12 protein-coding genes are annotated in these 12,242 nt (G+C 41.0%); 1 reads left to right on the top strand and 11 read right to left on the bottom strand.

The window, feature by feature from the left end; translation table 11 throughout:
• The 10 genes from IM515_RS17970 to IM515_RS17925 form a co-directional block, all read right to left on the bottom strand.
• A partial coding sequence (locus IM515_RS17970; RefSeq protein WP_287698106.1) for a Uma2 family endonuclease occupies positions 1 to 447 on the bottom strand: 447 nt, incomplete at its 3' end.
• Between the two features lie 143 nt (positions 448 to 590).
• Positions 591 to 1,238 carry a Uma2 family endonuclease gene (locus IM515_RS17965; protein ID WP_287633096.1) on the bottom strand — a complete coding sequence of 216 codons (648 nt, stop codon included), beginning with the start codon at positions 1,236 to 1,238 and terminating at the stop codon, positions 591 to 593.
• Positions 1,239 to 1,273: 35 nt separating this feature from the next.
• Positions 1,274 to 3,622: an HD family phosphohydrolase gene (locus IM515_RS17960; protein WP_287628088.1), complete on the bottom strand. Its 2,349-nt coding sequence runs from the start codon at positions 3,620 to 3,622 to the stop codon at positions 1,274 to 1,276.
• A 329-nt stretch (positions 3,623 to 3,951) separates the two neighbouring features.
• A complete protein-coding gene (locus IM515_RS17955; protein WP_235614777.1) occupies positions 3,952 to 4,362 on the bottom strand; it encodes a hypothetical protein in 411 nt (136 codons plus the stop codon).
• Positions 4,349 to 4,528: a hypothetical protein gene (locus tag IM515_RS17950; RefSeq protein ID WP_079209363.1), complete on the bottom strand. Its 180-nt coding sequence runs from the start codon at positions 4,526 to 4,528 to the stop codon at positions 4,349 to 4,351. The genes IM515_RS17955 and IM515_RS17950 overlap by 14 nt, the downstream gene beginning before the upstream one ends.
• A gap of 137 nt (positions 4,529 to 4,665) precedes the next feature.
• Entirely contained in the window at positions 4,666 to 4,881 is a 216-nt protein-coding gene (locus tag IM515_RS17945) for a DUF2283 domain-containing protein (protein ID WP_061432682.1), read from the bottom strand.
• On the bottom strand, positions 4,869 to 5,084 hold the full coding sequence (locus tag IM515_RS17940; RefSeq protein WP_071846534.1) for a hypothetical protein: 216 nt from the start codon (positions 5,082 to 5,084) through the stop codon (positions 4,869 to 4,871). Before IM515_RS17940 ends, IM515_RS17945 begins: the two co-directional genes overlap by 13 nt.
• 480 nt (positions 5,085 to 5,564) lie before the next feature.
• On the bottom strand, positions 5,565 to 8,249 hold the full coding sequence (locus IM515_RS17935) for an SUMF1/EgtB/PvdO family nonheme iron enzyme (protein ID WP_287628090.1): 2,685 nt from the start codon (positions 8,247 to 8,249) through the stop codon (positions 5,565 to 5,567).
• Positions 8,250 to 8,257: 8 nt separating this feature from the next.
• Entirely contained in the window at positions 8,258 to 9,229 is a 972-nt protein-coding gene (locus tag IM515_RS17930; RefSeq protein ID WP_287628091.1) for an AAA family ATPase, read from the bottom strand.
• Positions 9,211 to 10,563: a hypothetical protein gene (locus tag IM515_RS17925; RefSeq protein ID WP_287628092.1), complete on the bottom strand. Its 1,353-nt coding sequence runs from the start codon at positions 10,561 to 10,563 to the stop codon at positions 9,211 to 9,213. The genes IM515_RS17930 and IM515_RS17925 overlap by 19 nt, the downstream gene beginning before the upstream one ends.
• A 123-nt stretch (positions 10,564 to 10,686) precedes the next feature.
• Between IM515_RS17925 and IM515_RS17920 the strand changes: the two genes are divergently transcribed.
• Positions 10,687 to 10,872, top strand: a complete 186-nt coding sequence (locus IM515_RS17920; RefSeq protein WP_287628093.1) for a hypothetical protein — start codon at positions 10,687 to 10,689, stop codon at positions 10,870 to 10,872.
• 118 nt (positions 10,873 to 10,990) lie between these two features.
• Here the strand turns inward: IM515_RS17920 and IM515_RS17915 are convergent, their stop codons facing one another.
• Complete coding sequence (locus tag IM515_RS17915) at positions 10,991 to 12,175, bottom strand: NAD(P)H-quinone oxidoreductase subunit H (RefSeq protein ID WP_287628094.1); 1,185 nt, start codon at positions 12,173 to 12,175, stop codon at positions 10,991 to 10,993.
• Positions 12,176 to 12,242: the final 67 nt, after the last annotated feature.

Here is a 12,242-nt window from a genome sequence, read left to right as displayed (position 1 = left end):
TTTCAACAATTGATAAGCACCCACATCAGTCAGAGAAGTAAAATCCACTTCTATAGCTAAATCGGGAGGAGGATCAACAGTTAAATCAATTCTTTCTTTGCCTAAAATTGCCTGTCTATTATCAATATAAAAACAAGTATCTGGTTCTAATCCCGCTTCTCCCAGCATTTTCAAGGTAATCGGATCAAAACATTGCCAGTCTTTACCTTGACGACGGAGGATAATTTTTACTAAATCCCTTAATGTATCAACACGATTGCCATGACTTGGTAAAGGAGACATAAGCCTAATTTCTTGAGTTTTGCGATTAAAATAGAGTTTGGGATAGGTTTTTTGGAGACGTAAACTCAGCAATCTTTCGTAATCTTCCCAAGTCTGATACGGAAAAATAACTTGACTGCCCGGAGATAAAGATAAAGTATTTTCGTTGAGAGTAATTAGTAGCATTTTGGTAATTATCTTTAGTTTGTCAGATCCCCCCGCCTATCGGCACCCCCTTATTAAGGGGGGCAGGGGGGATCAAGCCTTATTAAGCGTGGATTAAGGGGGGATTAATTGGGTACATGGCTCACTTTTATACAAAAAGTGTTTTAACTAAAATTCTCTAAAGCTTCAAACTGACGTAAAGCAAGACTAGAACCTTGATTCCAGCCTAATTCTACATAATAGGGAAAAAGTTTCTTGATATTTATATCGGGAAAGAGACGACTATTTTCCCTTTCTTGATAACTGTCTTCTATTAACAAATATATTTTTAATTCTTCCCGACGATAAACCCACAATTCGGGGATTTTTAGCAATTGATAAGCTCCTACATCAGTCAGAGAAGTAAAATCCACTTCTATAGCTAAATCGGGAGGAGGATCAACAGTTAAATCAATTCTTTCTTTGCCTAAAATTGCCTGTCTATTATCAATATAAAAACAAGTATCTGGTTCTACTCCTGCTTCTCCCGGCATTTTCAAGGTAATCGGATCAAAACATTCCCAGTCTTTACCTTGACGACGGAGAATAATTTTTACTAAATCACTTAAAAGATTGATACGTTTGCCATGACTTGGTAAAGGAGACATAAGCCTAATTTCTTGCGTTTTGCGATTAAAATAGAGTTTGGGATAGGTTTTTTGGAGACGTAAACTCAGCAATCTTTCGTAATCTTCCCAAGTCTGATACGGAAAAATAACTTGACTGCCCGGAGATAAAGATAAAGTATTTTCGCTGAGAGTAATTAGTAGCATTTTGGTAATTATCCTTAATTTTTTGCTGTTATCTCTTATTTTTTTTCGGCTGAGGAGACTTCTAAAACTGCTTTCGGGTAGGCAATGCGTTGATGGTGGAATTGTTGCCAAACCTGCACAAAAACCTCGGCAATAATTGGTAATTCCTCCTGACGAATACCACTATCTACTAATTGTTGATCGCGCCATCGGGCCTGAAAAATCTTTTTGATCATATCCATGGCTTGTTCTGGGGAGGCCTCCTTCAGCGATCGCAAAGCGGCCTCGCTACTATCGGCTAACATAACGATCGCCGTTTCTCGCGATTGGGGAATCGGACCATCGTAGCGAAAAGCCGCCTCATCGACGAATTCTTGACCATTTTGGGCGGATTTTTGCAAAGCTTGCTGATAAAAATAGGAAATTAAGAGATTGCCTTGGTGTTCAGGAATAAAATCGCGGACTACTCGCGGTAAACCGTGTCTGCGGGCCATGACTAACCCTTCGCTAACGTGCTTTTTAATAATCTCGGCGCTGACGTAGGGATCGTTAATTTCATCGTGTTTATTCGGGCCACCCATTTGATTTTCAATAAAACCGAGAGGATCGTGCATTTTCCCGATATCGTGATAAAGGGTTCCTGTGCGAATTAATTCCACATTACAGTGCAGTTTTCGGGCGGCCGCTTCAGCTAAACAGGCGACAAAAAGGGTATGTTGAAAAGTACCCGGCGCTTCCGTGGCCAAACGTTTGAGCAAACTACAATTAGGATTGGACAACTCCACCAGACGAATGGGAGTCACCACATCGAAACAGCGTTCCAAATAGGGGGATAATCCTAGGGCGATTACCGTCCAAGCTATTCCCGATAGACCATAGATGAGCGCCGTGGGTAGTAGAGTATAGATGATTGTGCTGGCCGTGGCGCTAACGATTAGGTAGGTGAGCAGATAAACACCCCCTTGACTGACTCCGATTCCCATCCCTAGGAGCGATAATTCATCCCGGGAGCGCAATTTTGCCGCTATGATCGCCGCTAATAGTCCCCCAATCGTCCCGGCGATTAAATCGGCGCTGATGCCTTGGATGCTGAATAGGGAAAGACCGGCAGTTAAGAGGACTTGGGTGACGGCCAGAGTCGGGCCATAGAAACTGCTGACTAATAAACCCACGGCTGCCAGATTGGTAAAGGGAATATGGGCGATCGCTAGGATCGGTGTGGTAAAACTCAGTAAACCCAAGAGCAGAAAATCCCGGTGACGCAGAGGCCGATGGAGACGTTGAGCAACGAGGCAAAAAGTCCCGATCGCGCTGGTGACAAGGATTGCCGTTGACCCTAAACCCATCCAGTTAATGCCCCGTTCGCTCAAACCAAAACCATCGATGAGAACAAACTGAGCTTGAGTAATTTTTTCGCCTGCTTTAACGATAATTTGACCGGCTTGAGCGCTAGACATGACCATATCTACCGCTTCCACCGCTTTAGTGGCTTGTTCTTTGGTGGCCTCTCGATCTTCTATCAGGTTCGTTTGTCCCTCTAGGACCGCCAGAAGGATATTTTCGGCTAAAGACTGCTGGCGACTGGTTAGGCGATCGCTGCTAATCTGCACGGCGATGGTATCCTGTAGGTGACTGGTGGAAATCCCTGGGGGAATGCCTTGCACCAAAATCCGGCGACTCGCTTGCAGGATGGCTGTTTCTAGGTTTGGCCACTCTCGATCGCCCATTTGGGCCGCTGTGATCAGATCGGCGTATTTGAGTTTATTTAAGCTGGAATGCCGATAATTTTGGCTGGTTTGCTCCTTTATTTGCCGTAATTGCCCTAATCGATCGATAAATTGCTCAAAGTTCCCCTTGGCCACGCGCTGACGATAGGCTTGGATTTCGCTAACAGCATATTCCTGCTCTTTTGTCAAGAGGTTTGTAAAAGATTCTTCATAGTTGAGGCGGCTCTGTAGAGTTGACCATTGAGCGGCAGAAAAGGTGAGCAGCATTTCCATTGTGGCGTTGGAAATATTTCTGCCCATTAAAATGGAATTTCTTCGCAAAATTGGGCTAATTTGACTTAATTGCCCTAAAGTGTCTCGCAGCGATCGCTCTATCTGGGCGGTGGTTTGGGGGTCTCTTTTCAGCCTGGGAAGCAGTCCAGCCCGAATTTTTTGGCGTTTGAGGGCGGTGGTTTCTTGGTCTTGAAAACGGGCATCTTCGGGGGCGATAATCGTAACGGGGGAAATAGTCCCGACGGCCAATTTCGGCTGATTATAGAAACGATAACCGACCACGCTAGTCAGACAACCGACGGTAAACAGGAAGATTAAGGGTCGTCGCAGTTTACCCAGGGAGTAAGAGCGAGATTTTCGGGCAGAATCAGGAAAAACAGTGAAAGAATGCAGAAAATGATTCATAAATTCCAGCTAAATTCTATAAACTGCGCCACCATGCCCAGAGAAAAAATACCGGCAGCTCGGTTTTGGGTTCCCTCTTCTATTTTAAGGACTCCCTGTGCAAAAAAATTTTTTCTCGAAAGGTATCTAGGGGCTGCTGAAAAAGTTTGTTGGTGGGGTTAGGAGTCGGTCGCCGGTCGGGGAAGAGAGAGGCAAAAGGCAAGGGTTTGGAACTACACAAGGGAGGGTCTTTCTCCGTTTCCTGATGGGTTAAGCAAGAGGTAGAACCTCTAGAAATGCGTTGCAAGGGAGACCCTTGCAACGAGGTACGAGGTAAATTATCAATAGCTCTAATCTATTTCTAGATTTTCTAAATCGGCTAAATCTTGTAATCTACCTGATGCTTTTTTGTTTTTTTTAAGATTTTCTAAGTCGATAAAGTTAACAATAATATCGTCAATTTTAACCTCAATTCTGGATAAGTAACAAGTTTGGAACTCTACCCCATCGGGGGTTGTAATTAAATCAATACGGTTAGGAGGATAACCTAATTGTATCACTTGATCTGGCGTTAAAAAGTCATCAATTGTTAATCCTAAAGAACCAAAACCGAACCCTTCTAAGGCTTTGATTAGATTATAGGCATTTAACGAACTCATTTCTATCCAAATATCAATATCTTTAGTATAACGAGGATAGCCATGTAAGGCAACGGCATAGCCGCCTAAGACGAGATAACGCACTTGATTATCGTTTAACAATTGTATAAACTCTTTGAAGTCTTGGTTCAGCATTATATTTATATTGATGATATTCTTGACGAATTTCTTCTAAGGCCGATAGTCTCGTTTGGTACGATTGACTACGCCAATAGGCTGTCTCCGTTTTGGGAGCTTTTAAGTTAACTTTTTGATGAGTGATTTTCATAGAGAGATTAAGTAGGTAGGCGTTAAAAACTATCAGACACCCCCCTTATCAAGGGGGGCAGGGGGGATCGAACTTAAAATCCATTTTTAATTTAATTATAACCCAGCTACTTAAGTGTTATTTTTCGCCTTTATTGTTTAAAGAGGGATGGCAGTTTCTAGGGAAATTTTAAGATTCGTGTTCTCAGAAATCCTATAGTTAAGTTTTTCAAAACCAATAACTTCGCCTTTTTGATTTTTCATTAAAATAACTTCGTCGCCGGTTTCTTCGCAGAGATATTCTGAAGAGCGATCGCCAAACCACACGGTTAAGGTATTGCCCATCGGATCATAATAAACGTTTACTTCTGCCATAAAATTTCCCCTTCTTTAATTGCATCGGTGGGATAAGTGGTAATTAGGAAGCCATCACCATTGAGTTTTCGGATAATGGCACAGAGCCAACGTTTTGGTCGTTGAAGTTTATAAAAAAGATAAACATTAGGGTCACTGCGGCTACGTCGAATTTCATCAGGTTGGCTAAGGGTTTCTTGGACTAATTTTTCTTGTCCTTTCATTATAGGATGTTTTATCTGGGTGATAATCCTAAATCCTTTGAGTATAGGCTACTTATGAAGACAGGCACTCATGCAAGAGGCACTCATGCAAAAAGGGGAATAAATAATCAGTCTTTAATAACCAGATTTAGTATAACCTATCCCTGCGTCTTCATCGGCCCGCATCCTGTAGGGGCGAAGCATTCGGGCAATAACCTATTGCTGAAACCGTAGATTTTCTATCCGAATGCTTCGCTCGTACTTTTTCAGCACAGAAAACGGGTTTCTCCGAGAAACCCGTTTTCTACTCATGGACACCCCCCCTTATCAAGGGGAGCAGGGGGGATCGACACCCCCCTTATCAAGGGGAGCAGGGGGGAGAACCCAAATAACCAGATTTAGTATAACCCCTAAACTAATACACTTGTGCTATAACTTTCCCAAAAAAATTCCGGAAAAGGGAATGAGGGAAAAAAAAGGGAAAAAAAAAGAGAAAAAGGGTTACAGGGTCCTCCCAGCACCGCACACCACCCGAAAACCGAAGCTGTTGACGAAGCCGCGGCGGTCGTAGATGAGGCGGAAAGCGGAACGGCAGAAAAGAGGATTGAAGAACCAAGAACCGCCCCGCAACGGAGAACGATTATCAGCCCCATTTTCTATCCAGACACTGCCATCCGTCGGCGCACCGTCATAATTATCGTGCCAAGTATCGGCGCACCACTCCCAGACATTGCCGTGCATATCGTATAACCCAAAAGCGTTTGGGGGAAATTGTCCCACGGGAGTCGTTTGTTGTCGATATTCTCCTGTAGGTTCATCGGCATAAGTTTCAGTAGCTCGATAGTTAGCTAAATCTGCCGTTATCGTTTCCCCAAAGTGAAAGGCGGTTGTTGTCCCCGCTCTACAGGCGTACTCCCATTCTGCCTCACTCGGTAGCCGATATTCCCGTTTTGTTTCCCTTGATAGTCGTTGACAGAATTCTGTTGCTTGATACCAGTCGACTCTTTCTACGGGTAGCCCATCCCCTTTGAAGCGAGAGGGGTTTGTCTTCAGGTTGATGTCTATTTTAGCAGTTGCGGCAACTGCTCTCCACTGGGCCTGGGTAATCGGGGTTTGACTGATATGGAAAGCGGGGACTTTGACTAGGTGTTGTGGTCTTTCCTTTTTAAATTCGTCCCAACTAAATCTTTTAATCAGTCTAAAGATTTCCCCATATCCCGTTCCCATCCAGAATTCTCCTTGGGGAATATACATCATGCGGATATAGTTTTGAGCTTTTTTCCGGTTGCCAACTTCCGGAAGGTTTTCATCGTAAAAATAGGCTTTAACAGGTTTTCTCTCGATAACTTTGCCTGTTTCATTAACCAATACCGTTTCTGCGGTAAAAAGGAAAAGGTTTTCATTGTAGGGAACAATAGCGGCTACTTCGTCTATTAAACGTTTTTGGACATTGCCAACGTGGTTTAAATCCCCTCTAGAATAGGCGGCAATCGGTTCATTAAGCAATAACAAGGGTTCATAATCGGCTAAAGCAGCGGATATATTTTCTAATAAAGCTGTCAATCTCACAAGACGCACTCGGTTATTATTTTTGATAGCTTCTGCTAGTACCTGTCTGATTTCATTGACCGCTTGACTAGGTTTTAGGTAGGCAAGAGCTAACCATTGTTGATTTTGCCAATAAACCGATTTTGAGCAATAATCACCGATTTGTTCCTGAATATAGGTTTGTAACTGATAGGCCAGAGATTTGAGTTCCTCTGGGGTTAATTTTTCTAATAGTAGTTTACGAACATCGGGAGACATTTCATAAAGTTCTCGATCTATTTTGCGGACTAAACTGGACAGTAAAATATCAGCGATCACATACCAAGGAGCTTGATTATTTTTATCTTGATGTTGACGCAGATAATAAAGTAAATTAGGGGATAAACTAAGGGGAAATGCCGCTCTTTTCGCTAGTTCTCTGGTGTTTGGTTCGTTTTCTTCTTCAAATAATCTTAAACGGCTTTCTGCGCTAAAAAAATCTTCATCCTCATCCCAATTATCCCCTTGTTGAAACTGATTAGGATTAAATAAATGACGGGGTGGGATAGCTTCTTCTTTTAGCCATGTTATCAAGTTTTCCCAGTCCTCTGTGGTTAGTTCAAACATGGAAAAATTGGGTATATCTTCAGCTAAATCAGCAATATCGATCGCAGTTGTCCCATACCATCGATGATAGGGTAAGGGGTTTAACCATGCGACTCGGCTAAATCTTCGGCTAAATCGTCGGATAAGGGTTTCTGTTGCGCTCAAGCGCTCTTCTACATAACGTTTTCTAGCGGCACCCGCATCACTAAGAATTAGACAACTGGTTACTTCCGGAGAATAGTTAGAGAGAACTTTGCTTAAAGATTGACTTTCCCAACCGTTTTCTTGTCGTAAAACCTCGTCTCTAATCAGATTATCAAAGTAAAAATGGGGAACATTTGCCCAAGTTTGCTTCATTATTCGCCCAAATCCTGCAAAGGGAATCATCGAGTCAGAACAATCAATAAAAATAATAATTTCTCGGCGATAAAGTTGTTTCTTTTGGTAAATTATTTGATCAAAAAAGCCTCGTTTAGCCGTTGCCATCACCGTAGCTTTTAGATCCCAAGTTTGTCGAGGACTTTCTAGGGGTAATGGACGCAGTTGCTGCCAACTTTCTTGTAACTTAGCGATGCCAATAGGATAATAATCAGGATTATCTAAGGAGGTGATTTTTTTTCGCTTTTCAATAGCTGTGGCAATTTGTGGAAATGAAGTCTCCGGTGCTATTTTTGTATCCCCAGAAGGGGTAATTTCTAATGAGGGAGATTCCCTATCATCCATCGGGTTTATGATTTTGCTAATCGATTCTTCTGGATGACGAATAGGTATTTTTTGGGCTATTTCTATATTTATTTCTGGTTGGAATTGTAGCATCTCTGTCCAGGCCTGATCAAACTTTTGTCTTTCTTCTAGGGATTTAACCCATAAAGCTTGACAAAGAAGTTTAATTTTAGGATTCTCTAAGTTGGGATTCTCTTGAATAGCAATATCAGAATCATTGGCGAGTTTTTGAATTAGGTAATTTTCCACCCGATAATATTGTTCAATAGACAGCAGAAATCCTTCTTCGTCTCTGAGTTGATAAAATAGGTCAAGTAGGGGGGATATCATTGGCTTTTTTAACCTCTTGTTCCATAATCTTGTAAATCAGTACGGCTTTTTAGTAAAACACTAGCGTGGGGTAATTTGTCCCCGTTTAATTTGGCGATAATTTCTTCAGGTTTGTACTTGAGCAACGATTTAAACCAGGCTATTAATTCACTGGTGCTAACTTTTTTTTCTCCTTCAGATTTAGTCTCGTCTTGTGATGTTCTCACTTCCTGAAAACGGTCCACTGCTTTGATGATAACCTCTTGTTCAGCGTCGGTAAAACGTTCGGTTAATATCTTTCTTAATCTTTCTTGGTTGGGTAGCTCAATATAGTGATAAATGCAACGTCTCAGAAAAGCATTGGGTAAGTTTTTTTCTTGATTACTGGTAATGATAATCAGAGGAAAAGCTTGATCATTTGCTTGAATTAATTCTCCTGTTTCTTTAATGAAAAAACGACGAGATTCAATGGCTAAAAGTAAATCATTAGGAAAATCTCGATCCGCTTTATCTATTTCATCAATTAATACTACCGATTGTTCTTGTTTATCTTTACTTTGTTTAAATGCTTTACCCAAGGGTTGTAAATCAACCCAATCTTTTGAAGTAGCTGGATTTTTTGGCTCAGAAGAAGATTCTTCTATTTCTTTTTGGCTTAAAATTCCGCTAATTTGAGCAGCTTGTAAACGACCAATATAATCATATTGATAGAGACTATCTTCCGCTTTACTTGTAGATTGAACTATCCACTCATAATATTTTATAGGATTACTTTCCTGACGATAATTAAATTCATAAACTAAGGCATGAGCTAGACGACTTTTGCCACATCCCGGTTCACCTTCTAGTAACAAAGGCATTCCCAATTCAATAGCCAAGTTAACAACTTCTATTAACTCATCACCTGCGTCATAGGGATAAATTTTCTGTTGAATCGGTTCATAATAAAGATCCGATTTGGGTTGAATTTTTCCCGTGTAGGTTAAGGATAGTTTAGCCATCTATTTTCCCTCGATAATTGTCCTTGAAATTGTTGATAAAAAGCTTTCAGTGTGTCTTCTATCTTGCCTTGATCGCTATTTTTCCATAATTGCTGCAAGGTAGATTTAAATAAGTCTGTGGTTTCATCCTGTAAGTCACAACCTAACTGAAGTTGTTGAGCAAAAGTAGGAATAATTTCCTGAAAAGACCGTTGTTCAAAGCGAGAGTCAATCTGTAAGCGGTGAATAGGACTTAATTCTGATAATTTGTCCTTATCTCTCCAATCATTCCCTTCTCCATAATCTAACCAAATCATTAATAAAAAGCCCGGAATGGGACTATTTTGTATTTGACTAGCTTTTTTTAAGTTTTGCCAAAATGAATCAATGTCTTTTAAACGGGAAAAGTCTGCACAATCAATTCCTTCAAAAATCAAACAAAAATTATTAGCTTTTAAATTTTTAATTCCTCCAGAATTATTGAAAAAATGTTCATGAAGACTATAGCTATCCCATTCTTCCTGACCATCTCCTTGAAATTTAAAAACAATAGGTTTAACGGGCAAATTATTAGTGATCAAGATTTGTTCGTGTAAACGACGCAAACACAAAACACGATATTGATGAGGACAAGGGGGAATATAAATACTGCCTTCTCGTAAAGGTTTAGCGGCTATTTTATCAGTAAAATTTACTAGATTAGTGTAATTAAATTTTGTCAAAACATGATAAATTTTTTCATTATTTGTTCGTTGATTTTTTGGGTTTTGATGATGATTTTGACAACATTCTAAGCTGTCAAAATCTAGTCCTAATACTTCGCAATAAGCTTGAACAATATAAGACTGTTTAGAGGTTCTTTGCCCTTTTTTTCCTAGTCCATATTTTTTTTCAGTACAAAACCGCAAACTATCTGTAGATATGCCAATTACCTTTAAAATAGACAAATCTAATAGATAATTAATATCTGCTAAGGTTAAATGAATTAAATTATCATTAATATCTTCAATTCTGTACGCGCTTTTCTTCTGATTTTCAAATCTTTTAAAATCAGATTCATTTTGTAAGTACAATTTCTTACCCTTTGGTTCTAAAACCTCTTTAGTTGCTCTAGATTTTGGCTGAGATTCTGTCATCCAAGCTTTCAAAACATTTAATCGAATGGTATAACTGGAAGTTTTTGTTTGACTACGGTATTCTTCGAGAAATGCCTCAAGTAACCATCGACTTGCTTCTATTAATATTTTCTCTATTTTCTCCGAAGCACAAGAATAGTCTCCCTCATAAGCATCTTTAGCCTTACGAAGGGTTTCCACATCTTCATCCCATAATCTGATTTCGCCAGACCTTAACATAAATCTCGTCAAACGTCAACCTACCATCTGATCCACTTTTTGATCCCCTTTTGCCAGCATTTGCTTAAAGCATTTTAATCAACTTGTCCTCAAAAAACAAGCTATAGGGGGACAGGAGTAAATATGAAAAAGGAAAATTTCTGGCAAAAACATAAAGCGGACATTGACGTGATTTGCCGCATCATCACCACTTTAACTGCCTTGGCTAGTTTGGGTGTTCAAGTGGGAGAGTTAAAGATTCCCCAAAGCGAGATTCCCCCTATCACTGAGGTTCAATTGGAAGCGGGGAAAAACACTCACCTCCAGTAAATGAAGATAAATGCTAGGGATTTAAGCGCATTACCTGAAATAAAGGCCGATGTGCTTTTTTCATGAGACTGGGCTAAAACGAGGGTGAGTTAATAAGATAACCCACCCTGAAAGAGATTTAGCGATCAACTGACCCCATGATAATATCAATACTGCCTAAAATCGCCATAATATCGGCAACTTTTACCCCTTTGAGGATATGAGGCAGAATTTGAAGATTATTAAAATCGGCGGCCCGAATTTTCCAACGCCAAGGGAAAACATCATCATTACCGACGATAAAGATACCTAATTCCCCTTTACCGCTTTCCAAGCGCACATAATGTTCACCTTTAGGAATCTTAAAAGTGGGGGCGACTTTTTTGGCGATATATTGATAGTCAAAATCATTCCAAGCTGATTTTTTCCCTTCTGCCATCCGTTTCGCTTCCAGATTTTCGTAGGGACCACCGGGTAAACCTTTCAGTGCTTGCCGGATAATCTTCACCGATTCGCGCATTTCCCGAATCCGCACCAGATAACGAGCAAAACAATCGCCGGCGGTTTCCCAATGCACTTCCCAGTCAAAATCGTCGTAACACTCGTAATGGTCAACTTTTCTTAAATCCCATTTCACCCCAGAAGCGCGTAACATCGGACCGGATAAACCCCAGTTAATCGCTTCATCTCTGGTAATGCAGCCTACCCCTTCAATACGACGGCGGAAAATCGGGTTATTAGTGATTAATTTCTCGTATTCGTCCACTTTTGGGTCAAAATAGTCACAGAAATCCCCGCACTTATCCACCCATCCGTAGGGTAAATCTACCGCCACGCCACCAATACGGAAATAATTATTATTAATTAACCGCATTCCCGTGGCAGCTTCCCAGAGGTCATAAATCATCTCCCGTTCCCGGAAAATGTAGAAAAAGGGAGTTTGTGCGCCTACATCCGCCATAAAGGGGCCTAACCAGAGTAAATGGTTAGCGATGCGGTTGAGTTCCAACATAATCACCCGGATATATTGCGCTCGTTTGGGAACGGCGATATCGGCTAATTTTTCGGGAGCATTGACCGTAATCGCCTCATTAAACATCCCTGCGGCGTAATCCCATCGACTAACGTAGGGAACGTACATGACATTAGTGCGATTTTCGGCAATTTTTTCCATGCCCCGATGAAGATAACCGATCACGGGTTCACAGTCAATCACGTCTTCCCCGTCAAGGGTGACGATTAAGCGCAAAACTCCGTGCATTGACGGGTGATGGGGTCCCATGTTTAAAACCATGGGTTCTGTTCTCGTTTCAATTTTTGCCATAGGGCTACCGATGATCCCGAAAATCTTTTTAAAGTCATTATAAGTAAACGCCTTGACAATACACAAG

Origin of the sequence: Microcystis sp. M44BS1 (assembly GCF_020244875.1) — a bacterium.
Lineage (GTDB): Bacteria > Cyanobacteriota > Cyanobacteriia > Cyanobacteriales > Microcystaceae > Microcystis > Microcystis panniformis.
This window is presented reverse-complemented; position numbering and strand designations above follow the sequence as displayed.

Coding starts and splice junctions, on each gene's coding strand:
- IM515_RS17965 (WP_287633096.1), bottom strand. CDS start 1,238: ATGCTACTAATTACTCTCAGCGAAAATACTTTATCTTTATCTCCGGGC.
- IM515_RS17960 (WP_287628088.1), bottom strand. CDS start 3,622: ATGAATCATTTTCTGCATTCTTTCACTGTTTTTCCTGATTCTGCCCGA.
- IM515_RS17950 (WP_079209363.1), bottom strand. CDS start 4,528: ATGAAAATCACTCATCAAAAAGTTAACTTAAAAGCTCCCAAAACGGAG.
- IM515_RS17945 (WP_061432682.1), bottom strand. CDS start 4,881: ATGGCAGAAGTAAACGTTTATTATGATCCGATGGGCAATACCTTAACC.
- IM515_RS17940 (WP_071846534.1), bottom strand. CDS start 5,084: ATGAAAGGACAAGAAAAATTAGTCCAAGAAACCCTTAGCCAACCTGAT.
- IM515_RS17935 (WP_287628090.1), bottom strand. CDS start 8,249: ATGATATCCCCCCTACTTGACCTATTTTATCAACTCAGAGACGAAGAA.
- IM515_RS17930 (WP_287628091.1), bottom strand. CDS start 9,229: ATGGCTAAACTATCCTTAACCTACACGGGAAAAATTCAACCCAAATCG.
- IM515_RS17925 (WP_287628092.1), bottom strand. CDS start 10,563: ATGTTAAGGTCTGGCGAAATCAGATTATGGGATGAAGATGTGGAAACC.
- IM515_RS17920 (WP_287628093.1), top strand. CDS start 10,687: ATGAAAAAGGAAAATTTCTGGCAAAAACATAAAGCGGACATTGACGTG.
- IM515_RS17915 (WP_287628094.1), bottom strand. CDS start 12,175: ATGGCAAAAATTGAAACGAGAACAGAACCCATGGTTTTAAACATGGGA.